Below are 18,857 nucleotides of genomic sequence, written 5' to 3'. Positions count from 1 at the left end.
GCACTTGGCCATGCTGTGTTGGCTTCGCGACAAAAATTGCTCATTTACTAAAGTAAACTCCGCTTTTTTGCCGCTCGCCGCCTTGCCTGGCCTTCGTTCGCTCAGTTTTAGCTGTGCAGCAGCAGCCATTAACGAAAGGTAAGGCGCTTATGATTCCTGGCGAATATCAGCTGAAGGACGGCGAGATCGCGCTCTGCGAGGGGCGCGAGCGGATCACCGTCGAGGTGGCCAATACCGGCGACCGGCCGATCCAGATCGGCTCCCACTACCACTTCGCCGAGGCCAACCCGGCGCTGGTCTTCGATCGCGACACGACCCGTGGCTATCGCCTCGACGTGGCCGCCGGCACGGCGATCCGCTTCGAGCCGGGGCAGACCCGGGAGGTGACCCTTATTCCCTTTGCCGGCACGCGCCATATCTACGGCTTCCTCGGCGAGGTCATGGGTGCGCTGGAAGGAGGCAAATCATGAAGATCTCGAGACAGGCCTACGCCGATATGTACGGCCCCACGGTGGGCGACCGGGTGCGCCTTGGCGACACCGAGCTGTGGATCGAGGTGGAGCGCGACGCCACCCACTACGGCGAGGAGGTGAAGTTCGGCGGCGGCAAGGTGATCCGCGACGGCATGGGCCAGAGCCAGCGCGCCGACGACAGCGTGATGGACACCGTGATCACCAACGCCCTGATCCTCGACTGGTGGGGCATCGTCAAGGCGGATGTGGGGCTGCAAAATGGCCGCATCGCCGCCATCGGCAAGGCGGGCAATCCCGATACCCAGCCGGGCGTGGAAATCGTGATCGGCCCCGGCACCGAGGTGATTGCCGGCGAAGGCATGATCCTCACCGCCGGCGGCATCGATGCCCACATCCACTTCATCTGCCCCCAGCAGGTGGAGGAGGCGCTGGCCAGCGGCATCACCACCATGCTCGGCGGCGGCACCGGGCCTGCCACCGGCTCCAAGGCCACCACCTGCACCCCGGGGGAATGGCATATCGGCCGCATGCTCCAGGCGGTGGATGGATTGCCCATGAACATCGGCCTGTTGGGCAAGGGAAATGCCAGCCTGCCGGAGGGGCTGGCGGCGCAGCTCGAGGCCGGGGCCATGGGTCTCAAGCTCCACGAGGACTGGGGCACCACCCCGGCGTCGATCGATACCTGCCTCTCGGTGGCCGAGCGGTACGACGTCCAGATCGCCATCCACACCGACACCCTCAACGAGTCGGGCTTCGTGGAGGACACCCTGGCGGCGTTCAAGGAGCGCGGCATCCACACCTACCACACCGAGGGGGCCGGGGGCGGCCACGCGCCGGACATCCTCACCGCCTGCGCCAAGCCCTACGTGCTGCCGTCCTCCACCAACCCGACGCGGCCCTATACGGTCAACACCATCGACGAGCATCTCGACATGCTGATGGTGTGCCACCACCTGGACCCCAACATCCCCGAGGACGTGGCCTTCGCCGACTCGCGCATCCGCCGCGAGACCATCGCCGCCGAGGATATCCTCCAGGATCTCGGCGTGATCTCGATGATCTCCTCCGACTCCCAGGCCATGGGCCGGGTGGGGGAGGTGGTGTGCCGCACCTGGCAGACCGCCCACAAGATGAAGGTGCAGCGGGGCCTGTTGCCCGAGGACGAGGCGCTCGGCGCCGACAACTTCCGCGCCCGGCGCTACATCGCCAAGTACACCATCAACCCGGCGATCACCCACGGCATCGGCCACGAGGTGGGCTCCATCGAGGTGGGCAAGCTCGCCGACCTGGTGCTCTGGAGCCCGGCCTTCTTCGGCGTCAAGCCGGCGCTGATCCTCAAGGGGGGCATGATCGCCATGGCGCCCATGGGCGACCCCAACGCCTCGATCCCCACGCCTCAGCCGGTCCACTACCGGCCGATGTTCGGCGCCCTGGGGCGGGCGGTAAGCCTGACCCGGGTCAGCTTCGTCAGCCAGGCGGCCCTGGACGCGGGTATCCGGGAGCGGCTGGGCCTCGCCAGCCGGCTGGTGGCGTGCAAGAACGTGCGCGGCGTGCGCAAGGGGGACATGAAGCTCAACGACGCCTGCCCCGATCTCAGCGTCGACCCCCAGACCTACGAGGTGCGCTGCGATGGGGAGCTTCTGACCTGCGAGCCCGCCACCGAGCTGCCGCTGGCCCAGCGCTACCACCTGTTCTGAGCGCCTAGCGCCGAGCGGTAGATACCAAGGTGAGCGGCGCCGGGGACAGGTCGCAGCGGGGGTCTTTTGCCAGGGATGGCAAAAGTAGCGTACAGGGACGTATTTACAGCGCCCCCGCCTAGACGTGTCGCCGGGTTAGCCGCGGCTAATAGGCTCCGAGCCAGAATTTAACGAGACGATGCCAGGGCTGGCTCGTCTCGAGACACCAGAGGAGCGGTTGTTCAATGCTGAAACTGACCGAACGCCTGGGCCCCATCGCGGCGGACCAGGCCAGCGATACCCTGACGCTGCCCTATGAGCTGCGTATTCGCGGCCGCCTCAAGGCGGAAAGCGACGCCGGCCGCGACCTCGGGCTCTTCCTCGACCGCGGGCCGGTGCTGCGCGACGGCGAAGGGCTGCGCGCCGAGGGCGGCGAGGTGGTGCGCATCCGCGCCGCCGACGAGCCGGTGGTCACCGCCCGCATCGCCTCCGGCCTGCCCCTGGCACGGCTCGCCTACCACCTGGGCAACCGCCATGTGCAGCTGGCCCTGGGCGAGGACGAGAAGGGGGGATACGTGCGCTTTCCACCGGACCATGTGCTGGAGGAGCTGGCGACGCTGCTCGGCGCCACGCTCGAGCACCACCGGGCCCCCTTCGACCCGGAGCCCGGCGCCTACCAGCAGCTGGGCGGGCATGGCCATTCACACAGTCACTCTCACAGCCACTCGCACGGCCATTCCCACAGCCAGTCAAACGGGCATGACCACGACCATGGGCACGAACATGGCCACTCTCATGCCCACTGAGCCGGAGGCCCCGGTGGAGAGGGCGCCAGGCGATGACCTGGCCCTGCTCGGGCTACTCCAGCTGGTCAGCCCGGCGCTGCCCATCGGCGCCTTCGCCTTCTCCCAGGGGCTCGAGAGCGCCTTCGAGCTGGGCTGGGTGAGCGACGAGGCGAGCCTCGGCGACTGGCTCGAAGGGGTGCTCGAGGATGGCCTGACCCGCTGCGAGCTGCCGGCGCTGGCGCGCCTGCACGCCGCCTGGTCAGAGGGTGACGGCGAGGCGGTGGCCGAGTGGGACGCCTGGCTTGCCGCCAACCGCGAGACCGCGGAGCTCGCCGCCGAGGATGCGCGGCTCGGGGCCTCGCTCAAGCGCCTGCTGGGCAGCCTGGCGCTGCTGCCCCCTGATGTTTCACGTCATGGGCCGGAGCTCCCGGAAGGGGCGGGCTATGTGACGCTGTTTGCCTGGGCGGCCGGGAGGCGCGGCATTGCGGTGCGCCCGGCGCTGCTCGGCTTCGCCTGGGCCTGGCTGGAGAACCAGCTGGCGGTGGCCTGCAAGGCGCTGCCCCTGGGCCACACCGCCGCCCAGCGCCTCGTCGAGCGGCTGCGCCCGGCGCTGGTCGCCGCGGTGGACGAGGCCCTGGCGCTCCCCGACGACGCCCTCGGCCCGGCGCTGCCCGGCCTGGCCCTGGCCAGCGCCCTGCACGAGACCCAGTATTCGCGACTTTTCAGAAGTTAGCGCCAAGACAGGACGGCAGGGCGATTACTGGCGAAGCCACCTCGCGCGGCCGCTGGTACACCGGACGAAGCGACGCGGGAAATCTTCAGGGATGAAGATTTAGGAAAGTCGGTACAGGGATGTGCCGTCTTTCCGACCGCGGGAGTCCGGCCGGGGTGCCAGGGTTTCGGTCGCGTGGCGTGGTGAGTCCAGTGAGTCGCCCGTGCCGACAGGATGACGACGAAAGAGTACGAGAGGAGACACGACATGACCCATTGTTTACGCGTTGGCGTCGGCGGCCCGGTGGGCTCCGGCAAGACGGCGCTGCTCAAGCAGCTCTGCCTGGCCCTGCGCGACCACTACGATATCGCCGTGGTCACCAACGACATCTACACCCGGGAGGACGCCGACTTCCTGCTTAAGCACGAGGCGCTCGACGCCGATCGCATCCTCGGCGTGGAGACCGGCGGCTGCCCCCACACCGCCATCCGCGAGGACGCCTCCATGAACCTCGCCGCCATCGACGAGCTCCAGGGGCGCCACCCGGGCCTCGAGCTGGTGCTAGTGGAGTCCGGCGGCGACAACCTCTCGGCCACCTTCAGCCCCGAGCTCTCCGACCTCACCCTCTACGTGATCGACGTCTCCGCCGGCGACAAGATCCCCCGCAAGGGCGGCCCCGGCATCACCAAGTCGGATCTGTTGATCATCAACAAGATCGATATCGCCGAGCAGGTGCATGCGTCCCTCGAGGTGATGGAGCGCGACTCGAAGACGATGCGCGGCGAGCGCCCCTTCGTCTTCACCAACCTCTATGACGGCGTGGGCCTCGAGACCATCATCCAGTTCATCCTCGAGCGCGGCATGCTGCCGGAGCGCCGGCCACCGGCCGGCGCTACCGCCTGATTCACTCCCCCATACCGACTCGACACACCGGCAAGGAGATCGCCACCATGACCTTACTCTCGATGTCTCTCTCGAAACGCGCCGCTGCGGCTGCCGCGGCCACCGGCCTGATGCTTGGGGCCGGCTCGGCACTGGCTCACCCGGGCCACGGCGCCCCCGATGTCCATGCCCATACCGGCAGCCCGCTGCTGCTGCTGGCGGGCGCCTTCGCCGTGCTGGGCGTGACCGGGCTGGCCCTGCTGCTGCGGCGTGTCCTTCGCCAGCGACGGCTGCAGCGTCAGCGCTGAATGTCGGCGTCGCCCCAAGCAGAACGCCCGGCCAGTGGCCGGGCGTTCTGCTTGGGGGGCAGGGGAGATCAGGGCAGCAGGATGGTGGAGCCGGTGGTCTGGCGGCCCTGCAGGGCGTCCTGAGCCTGTCCGGCTTCCGCCAGCGGGTAGCGGTGGGAGATATCGACCTTGAGCTTGCCGCTTTCGAGCATGGCAAAGAGCTCGTCGGCCATCATCTGCAGCCGCTCGGGGGTGTCGGCATAGCCGTTGAGGCTGGGACGGGTGACGAACTGCGACCCCTTCTGGTTGAGGATGCCCAGGTTGACCCCGTCGACCGCGCCGGAGGCGTTGCCGAAGCTGACCATCAGCGAGCGCGGCTTGAGGCAGTCGAGGGAGGTCTCCCAGGTGTCCTTGCCCACCGAGTCGTAGACCACGTCGCACATGGCGCCGTCGGTGAGTTCGCGCACCCGCTCGACCACGTTCTCCCTGGTGTAGTCGATGGTGGCCCAGGCGCCGTTCTTCTCGGCAAGGGCCGCCTTCTCCGGGGAGCTGACGGTGCCGATCAGCCTGACGCCGAGCGCCCGCGCCCACTGGCAGGCGATGGAGCCCACGCCGCCGGCGGCGGCGTGCCACAGGATGGTCTCGCCGCCCTTGAGCGCAAAGGTCTGGCGCATCAGGTACTGCACCGTCAGCCCCTTGAGCATGCTGGCCGCGGCGGTCTCGAAGTCGATGGATTCGGGCAGCTTGACTACCTTGTCGGCGGGCAGGGTGTGCTGCTCGGCATAGGCGCCCAGCGGCCCCTGGGCGTAGGCGACGCGGTCGCCGGGCGCGAGGTGGCTGACCCCTTCACCCACCGCCTCGACCACGCCGGCGCCCTCGGTGCCGAGACCGGAGGGCAGCGACGGGGCGGGGTAGAGGCCGGTGCGGAAGTAGATGTCGATGAAGTTGAGGCCGATGGCGCGGTTGGCGATTCGCACCTCGCCGGGGCCGGGCTCGGCGGGGGAGACATCGACGAGCTCAAGCACCTCGGAGCCGCCGGTGCGGGCAAACTGGATACGCTTGGCCATGGTGTCAGGTCCTTGTAATGGGAGTGGAAAGCCGTGGGGACAGAGAGCCATCCAAACGCCGAACGTCCGGCCGGTCAAGTCGCTGGCTCCCTCGGCGGGTTCAGCCGGTCCCGAGCCCGTCGACGAAGGCCTGCCGCTCCGCCTCGAAGAAGGCCCGCTCCTGCTTGAAGCGGCGCAGCACCGCCTGCTCATCGAAGGCGAGCGGTGGCGTCAGCCGGCCGGAGAGCGCGGCGGGGTGCTGGAAGGCGAGGCCGACCCGCTCCCCCCGGTCGTTCTCCACCCAGCGAGTGATGCCGCACTCCCGCAGGAAGGCCTCATCCAGGGTCTCGTTTGGGGTGATGCAGAGCGGCGCCTTCAGGGCCAGGTCGTGGAGCAGCCGGCGCAGGGGCTCGCGACTCTCGCCGAAGGTAGCGGCGAGGGTCACGGCCATGCCCTCGCCGCTCTCGTCCATGACCAGCAGCGCCAGCGCCAGGGGGCGGCCCCGGTCATCCTCCAGTGCCCAGAGGCGCGCCGCCTCGACGGGAAACAGCAGGTGGCGGATACCGCTGAAGGCCACCAGCGGAGCCAGCCCTGCCTGGGTGCCATGGACCGCCGCACATAGCCGCGCCAGCCAGGCATCTTGCCGGGCGCCGGGCTCGAGACTCACCACCTTCATCGTGCTCTCCACTCTCTAGATTGGCTGGCGCGAAGCCTAGCATACTCCAGCGCCTCGGGGCCCTGTCACGGTCCCCCGCATCCCGCTATGCTGGCGGCCATGATCCTCAAGGAGTCGAGACGCCATGCGCCATCCGGAGATTACCCTGCCACGCCTGCTTGCCCATCGCGGCCTCTCCGCCAGGGCCCCCGAGAACACCCTGGCCGCGGTGCGCGCCGCCCAGGCGGCGGGCTGTACCTGGGTCGAGCTGGATGTCCAGCTGCTGGGAGACGGCACGCCGGTGATCTGGCACGACGCCACGGTCAAGCGCTGCTCCGACGGGCGGGCGAGGCTCGCCGATCTGGACCTGCCCGGTGCCCGTCGACTTGACGTGGGCGCCTGGTTCGGCGACGAGTACCGAGGCGAGCGCATGGCGACCCTCTCGGAGATGCTGGCGCTGGTCGATGGCCTGGGGCTCGGGCTCAACCTGGAGCTCAAGGTCAACCGCGGCCGCAGCGCCGCCGCGCTGGTGGAGGAGGCGGTCCCTGCTGCCATGGAGGCGCTGCCACCGGAGCGGCTGATCGTCTCCTCCTTCCACGCCGGGGCGCTGGACGCCGCCCGTGATATGGCGCCGGCGAAGCGGCTGGCCCTGGGCGTGCTGTTCGAGGGGGTGACCAGCGATTGGCAGCACCGCTGCGAGGCCCTCGAGGCGTTCAGCGTCCACGCCGACTGGACGCGCCTCACCGAGCGCACTGCGCGTGCCGTGCGGGCGGCCGGCTACCCGCTGCTCTGCTACACGGCCAACGACCCGGCGGCCTTCGCCCACCAGTGGGGCTGGGGAGTGAACAGCGCGATCAGCGATGATCCCACTCGTTTCCTGGGCCACCTGCCTCCCGAGGCGTGAGCAGCCGCCCACGCAGAAGGGCCGCCCACCGGGCGGCCCTTCTGACCTTGGCCTTGTGCCGCCCCGTGGGGCGCTGGCTCAGCGGGTGGCGGGCTCGGCGTCGCGGCCGTCGTCCTGCTCCACCACCATGTCATCCTCCACATGAATCGGCTCTTCATGCTCGGCGTCGCGCACGCTGCGGGCGCGATGCTCGATCAGGAAGTAGAGGATCAGGCCGATGCCCAGGCCCCAGGCGGCGCCGTGGGTGGCGAGTACCACACCCATGATCCCCGCCACGCCCATGGCGGTGGCGTTGTGGATCTGCTCCACGGCCACCGCGATGCAGAGGTAGCCGGTGATCAGCAGGGTGATGGAGAGGGCGATGGGCAGCACCGGGCGGAAGGCGGTGACCAGCGGCAGCAGGAAGAGGGCGAAGAAGCCGACGATCCAGAACACCGAGGTGCCGGAGTAGATGCTCTCCATGGCCTTGCGGCCATAGCGGTAGCGCTCGGTGACGGTGGCCATGGCGCCGGTGAAGAGCGGGCCAGCCAGGCCCGGATAGGGCGCCAGCAGGGAGTGCATCAGGTTGCGCAGGCCGGTGATCAGGTGCACGCGGTCGACGTTGACCTCGATCTTCTCGTCGGGACGCAGGTGGTCGACGCGCTTGAGCAGGGTCTGACCCACGATGATATCGCCGAAGGCGATGATGTAGGCGATGATCGCGGTGGGGATGGCGGCGATCATCAGCTCGATGCCCGGGGCGCCGATGGAGAAGGGCAGGTAGGCCCAGATGCCGGCGAAGTCGGGAATGGCGATGCCCCACTCGACCTCGGGCAGCGGGTACTCGCCCACGCTCCAGCCGATGGCCATGGTGATCAGCATGCCCGGCACCATGCCGTAGGCAACGATGTTACGCGCCCAGCGATACTTCTCGGCCAGGTCCCGGAAGGAGAGCGAGAAGAGCACGTAGAGAGTGATCAGGCCGCCGATGCCGAGCGAGATGGGGGTGTTGTAGAGCCGGCCGCCGGCGCTGATCTCGCCGCTGATGGCGGCGATGCCGGCGCCCAGCAGGATCCCTGCCTTGATGGAGTCGGGAACGTTGTTGACCAGCTTGGTGCCGAGGCGAGTGACGGCCATGAACAAGAAGATGGCGGTGACCATGAGCTGCAGGGCGACCATCGCCTTGAGCGCCTCGGGGCCAGGTTCGAAGTCGCCGATAAACAGCAGCACCACCGGGATCGCGGGCGTGATCCAGCCGGCGATGAAGGGAATGCCGAGCAGCGGCGGTAGGATGAAGCCGATGCCACAGACCACGACAAAGGCCAGCGCTACCTCGTAGGGTATGCCGAGATACTGCTCCAGCAGCGGAATCATGCCCAGGGAGATGACGAACATCACCAGGGCCTGGATGGTTTCCGGGATGGCCCAGGGGAAGTGGATGAAGGGGAGGCGAACCTTGAAGGGTCCCACCGGCCAGTAGGGTTGTTCCTCACCATACTTACGTTTCAGTAGCACGTCGATAACCTCTAGCGGTTCTGGTTGTTCATGGACATTCCTCGCTTATCTATTGTTGTTATTGGCTGTGGCGTTTTTACTTGGCGTAGCGGGCCAGGAACATTCGACCTTGTAACGAGCCCGGGCCGGCTGGCGATCGCGTGACTGTCGACAATATTTTGCTCTTGTGGCGAAAAGAGGCCAAAGAGTCGCGAAATGGGCGGGATATGACGCCAAGGTTGTTGACACTGAGGTGTCGCCGGCCGGTCTTTACGTAAACGTAAACTTTGGTCCAATGGCGTGCCGATACCTGGTGGATGCCGTCAGGCGCCGGGTGTCGGCGCCGCACCATGAGGGCAGCGGAGTGCCGGCAAGGGACAGGGGGAGGGGCGACGCATGTGGCCTTGGCTGATGGCACTGCTGCTGACGGGCTGGGTTGCCATGGGGGCCTGGCAGCGCTGCAAGCCGCTGCCGAGGCGCGTGGGCGCGGCCTGGCCGGTGAGAGCCGTCGACGAGGTTCGCTTCCTGAGCGACGAAACCTGGTTCGATGCACGGGGGAGGCGCCATCTCGATCAGGCCATCTTCGACGAGATGCTGGCGATGATCGACCAGGCCCGGCGCCTGGTGGTACTCGACGTGTTTCTCTTCAACGACTTCACCGCCGGCGTCGGGGGTGACGGCCTGCGTCCGCTATCGGCGGAGCTGAGTGCCGCCCTGGTGGCACAGAAGCGCCGCTACCCCGAACTGGAGGCGGTGGTGATCACCGACCCCCTCAATACCCTCTACGGCGGGCTCGAGCTCGACCATCTGGAGGCCCTGCGACGGGCGGGGATCGTCGTGGTGCTGACCGACCTCAACCGCCTGCGCGCCTCCAACCCGCTCTGGTCGGGGCTCTGGCACCTGGGCCCGCGCTGGTTGGGCAATCGCCCCGAGCGGGGCTGGCTACCCAACGCCCTGGGACCGGGCCGGGTGACGCTGCGCAGCTATCTGGCGATGCTCAACTTCAATGCCAACCATCGCAAGACCCTGGTGGTGGACGAGGGCGAGGGGTGGGCCGGCCTGGTGACCTCGGCGAACCCCCATGACGCCAGCAGCCTGCACGGCAACGTGGCGCTGCGCTTCGGCGGAGAGGCGGCCCTCGACCTGCTGGCCTCGGAGCGGGCGGTGGCGAGCTGGTCGGGCATCAACTTGCCCGGGCCGATGCCGCCCGACCCGGCCCCGGTAGCAGGCAACCTGCGCCTGCAGCTCTTGACCGAGGCGGCGATTCGCAAGGTGCTGCTGGCGGCGATCGAGGCCTGCCAGGAGGGGGATCGCCTGGACCTGGTGGTCTTCTACCTCGCCCATCGTGGCGTGATCGAGGCGCTTCAGGCGGCCAGCCGGCGCGGCGTACGGGTTCGCGCCCTGCTCGACCCCAACCGGGATGCCTTCGGCCTGGAGAAGGGCGGCATTCCCAACCGGCCGGTGGGACGCGAACTCGTCGCCGCTGGCATCGCGGTGCGCTGGTGCGCCACCCGGGGGGAGCAGTGCCACAGCAAGCTGCTGCTGCGCCGTCCGGCAGACGGCGGCGAGACTGAGCTGATCCTCGGCTCGGCCAACTTTACCCGGCGCAACCTGGATGACCTCAACCTGGAAAGCAGCGTCCGGCTCCTGGGCCCTCCCGACACCCCGGCCCTCGAGCAGGCCACTGCCTTCTTCGAGCGGCGCTGGGCGAGCTCTCCCGAGCGCACCACCAGTGAGCCCTTTGCGGCCTTTGATGACGCCAGCGTCTGGCAGGGCCTGCGCTACCGCATCATGGAGGCCACCGGGCTCTCCACCTTCTGAGGGCCAGCCGCCCGGGAGGGGCGAGCCCTTTCGCGGAGGGCGACGGCGCTCAATCGATGTGGGTGATCGCCTGGCGTCGCGGGTCGATATGCCAGGGCAGCCCCTGGCGGGCGTTGTGCTCCAGCTCGGCGATCACCTGGGCCCCCAGCAGCAGGATGATGGCGCCCACCTCCAGGCTCAGCAGGACCACGATCAGGGTCGCCAGGGAGCCGTAGACGGCGTTGACGAAGGAGATATTGGCGAAGTAGTAGACCAGCAGCAGCCGCACTCCCTCCCACAGCAGGGCGGCCACCAGCCCACCGATCACCGCCCGGCGCAGCGCCACCCGCACCACCGGCAGCACCTTGTAGATGGCGCTGAACAGCAGGAAGACCCCGATAAAGCTGGCCAGGTTGAGCACCGGCTCCGAGGCGCCCGACAGCGGCAGCTCCCGATCGAAGAGCGCCAGCCAGAGCGTATTGAGGGAGCTGAGCAGGCTGACCAGCAGGGTGAGTGCCATCAGCCCGGCGCCCAGCACCACCATGAAGGCGTAGGGCAGCAGCACCGAGACCCAGGCGCTGCGTCCCTGGTGATGGGTGTCCGGGGCGTGGAAGATGATCGCCAGGGCGTCCTCCAGCATGCGGAAGGCGAAGGAGCTGAAGAGCAGCAGGATCGGGAAGCCGAGGATGCCGATCACCTCGCGGGTGTCGAGCAGGGCGCGCACCGCCTCCAGCAGCACCTCGGCGTGGGCCGGAGCCAGGTGCTGTACCTGGATGCTGAGGACGTCGAGCAGGTGCGCCTCGTCCACCACCCGGGCCAGCAGCACCACCAGCAGGGCGAAGAGCGGCACGATGGAGAGCAGGATATTGTAGCCGACGCCGCCGGCCAGCAGGATGCCGCGGTTGCGCAGGAAGGCGGTGAGCACCCGCCACAGGAAGCGAGCCACCCGCGGCAGCAGCGTGAGGAGGGGCAGGGGGCGCGAGGGGCGCCTGGGCGGCGATGCAGTCATGGCGGAGGCCATCCATGGGCGTACCTGCATCATACGCCCCGCCCAGCACTCGTTGCCAATGCCGCTGCCTGCCGGGGGGCAACGGCCAAATAATGGTACGGCGGGACGACAGTCAGCATAATGTCACGCCTCGGCTTCACCCCATTCCCACGGCAGCGAGACACCATGGCCAAGTTCGAACTGATCGGTACCGCCAGCATTCCCGGCAAGGGCAGCGAGCTTCGGCTGCTGCAGCGCAATGACGAATTCTCCATCCGCATCGCCGGGGCCCCCGGCGAGCTCATGAACACCCGCCTGCACGGCTCTGAGGATGCCCTGGCCGAGCTGGCCTGTGAGCGTATCGCCGACCGCCCCGGCGCCCGGGTGCTGGTGGGCGGCCTGGGCATGGGCTTTACCCTGGCCGCGGCCCTGGCCGTCCTGGGCGAGGACGCCGAGGTGGTGGTGGCCGAGCTGGTCCCGGGGGTGGTGGAGTGGAACCGCGGGCCCCTGGGCGCCGCCTCGGGCCATCCGCTCGACGACCCGCGCACCCGGGTCAGCCTGGGCGACGTGGGCGAGCTGCTGCGCCGCGAGCCCGGCGGTTTCGATGCCATCATGCTCGACGTGGACAACGGTCCCGAGGGGCTGACCCGGCGCGAGAACGACTGGCTCTACTCTCCCAAGGGGCTGGCCGCCGCCCAGGCGGCCCTGCGCCCCGACGGGGTGCTGGCGGTATGGTCGGCGGGCCAGGATCCCGCCTTTACCGAGCGCCTGCGCCGGATCGGCTTTCTGGTCGAGACGGTCACGGTGCGCGCCCATCGCCCCGGCAAGGGGGCCAAGCACTGCATCTGGCTGGCCAGCTGAGATGCGTGGCTCTTACGCCCTGCGCCGGGCCCCGCTGCTCCTGGTGCTGCTCCTTCTGGCCGGCTGCGCGGGACGGCTGACGCCACCGGAGGCACCCGTCTCGCCCGTGACGGTCTACCTGCTCGACCACGGACGCCACGCGAGCCTGGTGCTGCCGCGCCGGGAGGGCGGCATGGTGCGCTACAGCTACGGCGAGTGGCGCTGGTACGTGGAGGCCGAGCGTCACCTGCTTTCCGGTGCCGCGGCCCTGCTCTGGCCCACCCGGAGCGGCCTGGGGCGCGGCGTGCACGAGGCGATAACCGGCCCGGAGGCGCTGTCGGGCCTGGCCCCGGAGGGGCTGGTCGCCGTCTACCCCCTGGTGGCCGAAGAGGCCCGGGTGATTGCCCTCAAGCGGCGTCTGGATGCCCATTTCGAGGCGCCGCTAGCATCGCCTGCCTACAGTGAGGAGTTTGACCTCCTCTTCGTTCCCTATCCTCGCGCCTATTGGTGGACCCACCAGTCCAACCTGGTCACCGCCCGCTGGCTGCGTAGCCTGGGCGTGGAGGTGCGGGGCATCCCCTGGCTGTCGCGCTGGCGTTTCGAGGCGCCTTCTGCGAGCCTCTATCATCACGGAGAGAAAGATCATGAGTGACAAGGCGCCGGGAGAGCGGCTCTCCAAGCGGCTGGCGCGCCAGCTGCCCTGCTCGCGTCGGGAGGCGGAGCTCTATATTGCCGGCGGTTGGGTCAGCGTCGACGGCCGGGTGGTTGAGGAGCCCCAGTTCAAGGTGAGCGAACAGCGCATCGAGCTGCTTCCCGGTGCGATGCCCCGGGAGATCCCGCCGACGACCCTGCTGCTCAACTGCCCGGCGCAGCTCCAGGCCGCCGAGGAGGAGGAGCTGGCCCGGCGGCTGATTCGCAAGGCGACGCACTGGGGCGAGGACCCCGTCGGCCAGGCCCCGCTCAAGGCGCACTTTCGCGGCCTGGTGCCCCTGCTGCCGCTGGCCCCCGGCGAGGAGGGGCTGCTGGTCTTCACCCAGGATCGCGGCGTGGCCCGGCGGCTGGGCGAGCGGGGCTCACGGCTGGAGGAGGAGTGGCAGGTGGAGGTGATCGGCAGTCTCGATGAGGCGGGACTCGAGGCGCTGCGCAGCGGCACTGCGCTGCCCGGCCAGCTCCCGGGGCCCGCCAGGGTCAGCTGGCAGAGCGAAACCCGCCTGCGCTTTGCCATCAAGGGCAGGGCGTCGGGCCTGCTGGAGCCCCTGTGTCGGGCGGTCGGGCTGACGGTAGTGGCGACCCGCCGGCTGCGCCTCGGCGGGGTATCGCTTGGGGCGGTGCCGCCTGGAGAGTGGCGCTACCTCAAACCCACCGAGAGGTTCTGAGCCCCCCGTCGCCTCCCTTTCCCCGGCTGGCGGCCCTAGGTATGCTGGGACGGTGTGTGCATGTCGCTCGGCCGTGCCGGGCGGCGATGATTACTGGAACGCAGCGAGGAACTACCTATGTCGGAAACCTCCCAGCCATCACCGTTCAAGGATAACCGCGTCAAGGGACTGGCGGGTGTAGCGGCCGTCGCCGTCATCTGGGCCCTCATCGCCCAGTCCAACTCGGGCTCCCACCGCGACGCTCGCGAGGCCCTCGAGGCCGAGCTCTCCGCCATGGAGTCGCGTAACCAGGCGCTGACCAGCCAGCTCGAGGAGCGTGACGCCGCCGGCGAGGAGATCGAGGCGCTGCAGGCGCGCCTGGCTGAGCTGCAGGACGAGCGCGATGCCGCCGAGGCCGCCATGGCCGAGGAGCAGGCCGAGGCCCGTGCCGAACTCGAGCGTCTCAATGCGGAGATCGCCGACGCCGAGGCGCGCCTCGAGGCCCTGACCGAACAGCGTGATGCGCTTGAGGCGGAGCTCGAGGCCCTGGAGGCCGAGCAGGCCGAACTGCAGGAGGCCCTCGCCTCCCTGCGCGAGGAGCAGGCCGCCGTCGAGGAGGCCCGCGACGCCGCCGAGGCTGCCCGTCAGGACGCCGAGCAGGCGCGCCAGGAGGCAGAGGGTGCCCGTCAGGAGGCCGAGGAGGAGCGTCAGGCGGCCTTCGAGGCCCGCGAAGAGGCCGAAGCGGCTCGTGACGAGGCCGAGGGTGAGCTGGCCTCCCTGGGCGAGCGGATCGAGGAGACCGAGGGCCGGCTCTCAGGGGTCGAGGCTGAGCTCGAGGAGCGCCAGGCCCATCTCGAGGCCCTCGAAGAGGAGATCGAGGCGCTGGAGATCTGGCGCGACGAGGTGGCCGAGGAGGTCGGCGCGGTCCGCGATGAGCGCGATGCCGCTCGTGAAGCGCTCGAGGAGGCTCGCGCCGAGCGGGACGATCTGCTGGTGGCGATCGAGGTGGGTCGCGACGAGGTGGCCGCCATCGATGCCGAGGCGGAGCGGCGCGAGGAGCAGCTCGAGCGCCTCGAGGCTCAGCTGGCCAGCTGGCGCAGCGAGCTCGCCGACCTGGAGACCCGTCTGGGGGCTCCCGACGCCGAGCCTGCCGAGGAGGTCGAGTCGGGCGCCGAAGAACCGCAGCCCGAGGAGAGCGAAGAGAGTGACGAGAGCGAGGACGCCGAGGCGGCGTGAACGGCGCTTCGTTTTCCTGCCATAAGCCGGCAGTGAACGGCGGACCCTCGGGTCCGCCGTTCGTCGTATACTGCACCCAGTGCGGGGCGGCCCCTGACCGTCCTGACATGCACAAAGAACCAGCAAGGAGCAGCCCGTGATCGAAGGGGTCAAGCACATCGTTGCCGTGGCGTCCGGCAAGGGGGGCGTGGGCAAGTCCACCGTCACCGTCAATCTGGCGCTGGCCATGGCGGCCGAGGGGTACCGGGTCGGCATCCTGGATGCGGACATCCACGGCCCCAGCCAGGCCCAGATGCTGGGCGTAGGGGAGGGGGTGCGCCCCGTGGCGGCCGGCGAGAACCGCATGCACCCGCTCGAGGCCCACGGCCTGCAGGCCATGTCCATGGCCTTCATGGTCGATACCCGGGAGCCCATGGTGTGGCGCGGGCCCATGGTGGCCGGTGCCTTCCAGCAGCTGCTGACCCAGACCCTGTGGGATGAGCTGGACTTCCTGTTCATCGACATGCCGCCGGGTACCGGCGACATCCAGCTGACCCTGGCCCAGAAGGTCCCGGTGGATGGCGCCGTCATCGTCACCACGCCCCAGGACATCGCCCTGCTCGACGCGCGCAAGGGCATCGAGATGTTCCGCAAGGTGAAGGTGCCGGTGCTGGGCGTGGTGGAGAACATGAGCCTTCACGTCTGCTCCAGCTGCGGCCACGCCGAGCCGATCTTCGGCGCAGGGGGTGGGGAGCGCATCGCCTCCGAGTACGAGACCCGGGTGCTGGGTCGCCTCCCCCTGGCGCTCTCCATCCGCGAGCAGGTCGACGGTGGGCGCCCCACGGTGGTCGCCGAGCCGGATGGGGAGGTGACGGCCACCTTCCGCGACATGGCCCGCCAGGTGGCGGAGCAGGTGGCCGGTCAGGAGGATGCCGGCCCGAGCATCTCCTTCAGCGACTGAGCCCCGAATGGCCGGGCCGGCGTGACGCCCGGGGCCGGGGCCGCTATCATGGCGGCCCCGGGCGCTGGCTGCCGGCCCGACGCCTCCGTTCCCACCCCAGCAGGAAAGGTTTCGATGAGCATCAAGTCCGACAAGTGGATTCGCCGCATGGCCGCACAGGAGGGGATGATCGAGCCCTTCGAGGCCGATCAGGTTCGCTACGTGAATGACCGTCGGGTGATCTCCTACGGAACCTCCAGCTACGGCTACGACGTGCGCTGCGCCGACGAGTTCAAGGTCTTCACCAATATCCACTCCGCGGTGGTGGACCCCAAGGCCTTCGACGAGAAGAGCTTTGTGGATGTGCAGGGCGATGTCTGCGTGATCCCGCCCAACTCCTTCGCCCTGGCCCGCACCGTGGAGTACTTCCGCATCCCGCGCAGCGTGCTGACCATCTGCCTGGGCAAGTCCACCTATGCCCGCTGCGGCATCATCGTCAACGTGACGCCGCTGGAGCCGGAGTGGGAAGGGCATGTGACCCTGGAGTTCTCCAATACCACCAACCTGCCGGCCAAGATCTACGCCAACGAGGGCGTGGCCCAGATGCTGTTCCTGGAGTCCGACGAGGTGTGCGAGACCTCCTACAAGGACCGCGGCGGCAAGTATATGGGGCAGCGGGGCGTCACTCTCCCCCGCACCTGAGAAAGCGTCGATTTATTGCTGCGCTCGACATCCTGATCGCCGGCGGTGCCGGTGCGCCGGTCCGATCGGAATCCTCATGTAGCAGGCTACACTCCGGTTCCTGCGCTCCGGCGACGACCAGCCTGTCATCGCTCGCGACTTAAATCGCCAGCTTTCCGAGCGAGGGATTGATAGGAAACGAGGTTGGATGAGCCGGTGCTCATCCAACCTTGACTTGCTTTGTTGGCCGCTACTCCTCGTCCAGCTCCTCGGCCGCGTCGGCGTGGGAGAGCCGCACGCCCTGTGCCGGCAGCGGGGTGCCATCCAGGGTGGCGCCGCCGGGCGCGAACTGCAGGCGCCCCTCCAGGAACCACTTCACCGCGATGGGATAGATCAGGTGCTCCCGGGCGTGCACCTTCTCCTTGAGGCTCGCCTCGGTCTCGCCCTCGGCCACGTCCACCGCGGCCTGGATCACCACCGGGCCGCCGTCCAGCTCCTCGGTCACGAAGTGCACGCTGCAGCCGTGCTCGGCGACGCCGTCGGCCAGGGCCCGGGCGTGGGTGTCGAGCCCCTGGTAGGCGGGCAGCAGGGAGGGGTGGATATTGAGCATCCGCCCCAGGAAGCGCTGCACGAAGCGCGGGGTGAGGATGCGCATGAAGCCGGCCAGCACGATCAGATCGGGCTCGTGGCGCTCGATCACCTTGATCAGGGCGCCGTCGTAGGCGTCGCGGTTCTCGTACTCCCGGTGGGGCAGCACCACGGCGTCGATGCCGGCCTCCCGGGCGCGTACCAGGCCATAGGCGTCCGGCTCGTTGGAGATCACCGCCACGATTTCGCCGCCCAGGCGGTCGTGGGTCTGCTCGTCGATCAGCGCCTGCAGGTTGCTGCCGCTACCGGAGATCAGCACCACCACCCGGCGCGCGCCTACCGGCTCCGAGGTGAAGTCGTTCAGGGTGTCGCTGGCGTCGCTCATGCCTCGAGGTTCTCCAGACGCACCTGGGCCTCTTCGCCGCTGCGGGCGACGATCTCGCCCAGCCGGTAGACCGTCTCGCCCAGGGCCTGCAGGTGGGCCCGGGCCTGGTCGGCCTTCTCGGCCGGTACCACCACCACCATGCCGATGCCGCAGTTGAGCACCCGGTACATCTCCTCCTCGGCCACGTTGCCCTGCTCCTGGAGCCAGTCGAAGACCGCCGGACGGGCCCAGCTGGTCACATCGACCTTGGCCGCGAGGCTGTCGGGCAGCACCCGGGGCAGGTTCTCGGTAAGGCCGCCGCCGGTGATATGGGAGAGGGCATGCACCGGCACGCCGCTCTCGCGGATCAGCGACAGCAGCGGCTTGACGTAGATGCGGGTGGGCGCCATCAGGGCGTCGCCCAGTGCCATGCCGCCGATGTCGGCGTCGAGGCTGGCACCGGACACCTCGAGGATCTTGCGAATCAGCGAGTAGCCGTTGGAGTGGGGGCCCGAGGAGGCGATGCCCAGCAGCACGTCGCCCTCGGCCACCTTGCTGCCGTCGAGGATCTCGGACTTCTCGACGACGCCGACGCAGAAGCCGGCCAGGTCATAGTCGCTGCCCTCGTACATGCCGGGCATCTCGGCGGTCTCGCCGCCCACCAGGGCACAGCCGGCCTGCTCGCAGCCCTCGCCGATGCCGGAGACCACGTCCGCGGCGATGTCCACATCCAGCTTGCCCGTGGCATAGTAGTCGAGGAAGAGCAGCGGTTCGGCGCCGGCCACGATCAGGTCATTGACGCACATGGCCACCAGGTCGATGCCGATGGTGTCGTGGCGGCCAAGGTCCATGGCCAGGCGCAGCTTGGTGCCCACGCCGTCGGTGCCGGAGACCAGTACCGGCTCGCGGTAGCCGCTCGGCAGCTGGCACAGGGCGCCGAAGCCACCCAGCCCGCCCATCACCTCGGGTCGAGTGGTACGCTTGGCGACGCCCTTGATGCGGTCGACCAGGGCGTTGCCGGCATCGATGTCGACGCCGGCATCCTTGTAGCTGAGCGAGGGGCGGGAAGAGGAGGAGTCGGTCATCTCGGGTCCTGTCGGTAGGTCGTCGGCCCGGGTCGGCCGCACGGGAGTGGCAAGGCCGCCTGGGAAGTTCGGGCACTGGATCAAGATCGGGTGCAAGATTGTAGCATC

At 68.9% G+C, this 18,857-nt stretch carries 19 protein-coding genes and 1 pseudogene; 14 read left to right on the top strand and 6 right to left on the bottom strand.

The features are described from left to right. Positions 1–149 precede the first annotated feature (149 nt). The 6 genes from NHL60_RS12260 (at position 150) to NHL60_RS12235 (ending at position 4,836) form a co-directional block, all read left to right on the top strand. On the top strand, positions 150–470 hold the full coding sequence (locus NHL60_RS12260; protein ID WP_253443648.1) for an urease subunit beta: 321 nt from the start codon (positions 150–152) through the stop codon (positions 468–470). Beyond that, positions 467–2,170, top strand: a complete 1,704-nt coding sequence (gene ureC / locus NHL60_RS12255; RefSeq protein ID WP_301271062.1) for an urease subunit alpha — start codon at positions 467–469, stop codon at positions 2,168–2,170. Before NHL60_RS12260 ends, ureC begins: the two co-directional genes overlap by 4 nt. Before the next feature lie 224 nt (positions 2,171–2,394). Further along, on the top strand, positions 2,395–2,955 hold the full coding sequence (gene ureE, locus NHL60_RS12250; RefSeq protein ID WP_253443646.1) for an urease accessory protein UreE: 561 nt from the start codon (positions 2,395–2,397) through the stop codon (positions 2,953–2,955). Next, positions 2,945–3,667: an urease accessory protein UreF gene (locus NHL60_RS12245; protein ID WP_253443644.1), complete on the top strand. Its 723-nt coding sequence runs from the start codon at positions 2,945–2,947 to the stop codon at positions 3,665–3,667. The genes ureE and NHL60_RS12245 overlap by 11 nt, the downstream gene beginning before the upstream one ends. 246 nt (positions 3,668–3,913) lie before the next feature. Then, the gene (gene ureG, locus NHL60_RS12240; RefSeq protein ID WP_253443643.1) at positions 3,914–4,549 is read left to right on the top strand and encodes an urease accessory protein UreG; all 636 of its coding nucleotides are present in this window, start codon (positions 3,914–3,916) and stop codon (positions 4,547–4,549) included. 47 nt (positions 4,550–4,596) lie between these two features. Beyond that, entirely contained in the window at positions 4,597–4,836 is a 240-nt protein-coding gene (locus NHL60_RS12235) for a hypothetical protein (RefSeq protein ID WP_253443642.1), read from the top strand. A gap of 68 nt (positions 4,837–4,904) precedes the next feature. Here the strand turns inward: NHL60_RS12235 and NHL60_RS12230 are convergent, their stop codons facing one another. Together NHL60_RS12230 and NHL60_RS12225 are read right to left on the bottom strand one after the other, a co-directional pair. Further along, positions 4,905–5,882: an NADPH:quinone reductase gene (locus NHL60_RS12230; protein ID WP_253443641.1), complete on the bottom strand. Its 978-nt coding sequence runs from the start codon at positions 5,880–5,882 to the stop codon at positions 4,905–4,907. Positions 5,883–5,982: 100 nt separating this feature from the next. Continuing rightward, a complete protein-coding gene (locus NHL60_RS12225; RefSeq protein WP_253443640.1) occupies positions 5,983–6,537 on the bottom strand; it encodes a hypothetical protein in 555 nt (184 codons plus the stop codon). A 124-nt stretch (positions 6,538–6,661) separates the two neighbouring features. On the opposite strand from NHL60_RS12225, the gene NHL60_RS12220 reads away from it, so the two are divergent. Beyond that, positions 6,662–7,420, top strand: a complete 759-nt coding sequence (locus NHL60_RS12220) for a glycerophosphodiester phosphodiesterase family protein (RefSeq protein WP_253443638.1) — start codon at positions 6,662–6,664, stop codon at positions 7,418–7,420. Between the two features lie 78 nt (positions 7,421–7,498). On the opposite strand, the gene NHL60_RS12215 is transcribed toward NHL60_RS12220, so the two are convergent. Then, positions 7,499–8,914 carry a xanthine/uracil/vitamin C permease gene (locus NHL60_RS12215; RefSeq protein WP_253443636.1) on the bottom strand — a complete coding sequence of 472 codons (1,416 nt, stop codon included), beginning with the start codon at positions 8,912–8,914 and terminating at the stop codon, positions 7,499–7,501. 375 nt (positions 8,915–9,289) lie between these two features. Between NHL60_RS12215 and NHL60_RS12210 the strand changes: the two genes are divergently transcribed. Next, complete coding sequence (locus tag NHL60_RS12210) at positions 9,290–10,714, top strand: phospholipase D family protein (protein ID WP_253443634.1); 1,425 nt, start codon at positions 9,290–9,292, stop codon at positions 10,712–10,714. 49 nt (positions 10,715–10,763) lie between these two features. Here the strand turns inward: NHL60_RS12210 and NHL60_RS12205 are convergent, their stop codons facing one another. Further along, the gene (locus tag NHL60_RS12205; protein ID WP_253443632.1) at positions 10,764–11,702 is read right to left on the bottom strand and encodes a YihY/virulence factor BrkB family protein; all 939 of its coding nucleotides are present in this window, start codon (positions 11,700–11,702) and stop codon (positions 10,764–10,766) included. A 165-nt stretch (positions 11,703–11,867) separates the two neighbouring features. On the opposite strand from NHL60_RS12205, the gene NHL60_RS12200 reads away from it, so the two are divergent. From NHL60_RS12200 to dcd, 6 genes and pseudogenes are all read left to right on the top strand, one after another. Continuing rightward, entirely contained in the window at positions 11,868–12,542 is a 675-nt protein-coding gene (locus NHL60_RS12200) for a spermidine synthase (protein WP_253443630.1), read from the top strand. A gap of 1 nt (position 12,543) precedes the next feature. Further along, the gene (locus NHL60_RS12195) at positions 12,544–13,173 is read left to right on the top strand and encodes a hypothetical protein (protein WP_253443628.1); all 630 of its coding nucleotides are present in this window, start codon (positions 12,544–12,546) and stop codon (positions 13,171–13,173) included. After that, a complete protein-coding gene (locus NHL60_RS12190; protein ID WP_253443626.1) occupies positions 13,166–13,897 on the top strand; it encodes an RNA pseudouridine synthase in 732 nt (243 codons plus the stop codon). The genes NHL60_RS12195 and NHL60_RS12190 overlap by 8 nt, the downstream gene beginning before the upstream one ends. 117 nt (positions 13,898–14,014) lie before the next feature. After that, on the top strand, positions 14,015–15,112 hold the full coding sequence (locus NHL60_RS12185; RefSeq protein ID WP_253443624.1) for a kinesin: 1,098 nt from the start codon (positions 14,015–14,017) through the stop codon (positions 15,110–15,112). Between the two features lie 127 nt (positions 15,113–15,239). Next, positions 15,240–16,052, top strand: a pseudogene (gene apbC, locus NHL60_RS12180) (iron-sulfur cluster carrier protein ApbC); the annotation flags it as partial. Positions 16,053–16,166: 114 nt separating this feature from the next. Continuing rightward, complete coding sequence (gene dcd / locus NHL60_RS12175) at positions 16,167–16,733, top strand: dCTP deaminase (RefSeq protein WP_253443622.1); 567 nt, start codon at positions 16,167–16,169, stop codon at positions 16,731–16,733. Between the two features lie 229 nt (positions 16,734–16,962). Here the strand turns inward: dcd and purN are convergent, their stop codons facing one another. Further along, the gene (gene purN / locus NHL60_RS12170; protein ID WP_253443620.1) at positions 16,963–17,685 is read right to left on the bottom strand and encodes a phosphoribosylglycinamide formyltransferase; all 723 of its coding nucleotides are present in this window, start codon (positions 17,683–17,685) and stop codon (positions 16,963–16,965) included. Beyond that, on the bottom strand, positions 17,682–18,749 hold the full coding sequence (purM, locus tag NHL60_RS12165) for a phosphoribosylformylglycinamidine cyclo-ligase (protein WP_253443618.1): 1,068 nt from the start codon (positions 18,747–18,749) through the stop codon (positions 17,682–17,684). Before purM ends, purN begins: the two co-directional genes overlap by 4 nt. Positions 18,750–18,857 lie beyond the last annotated feature (108 nt).

The organism is Halomonas sp. Y3, assembly GCF_024137965.1.
In the GTDB taxonomy this organism is placed as follows: domain Bacteria; phylum Pseudomonadota; class Gammaproteobacteria; order Pseudomonadales; family Halomonadaceae; genus Halomonas; species Halomonas mongoliensis.
This window is presented reverse-complemented; position numbering and strand designations above follow the sequence as displayed.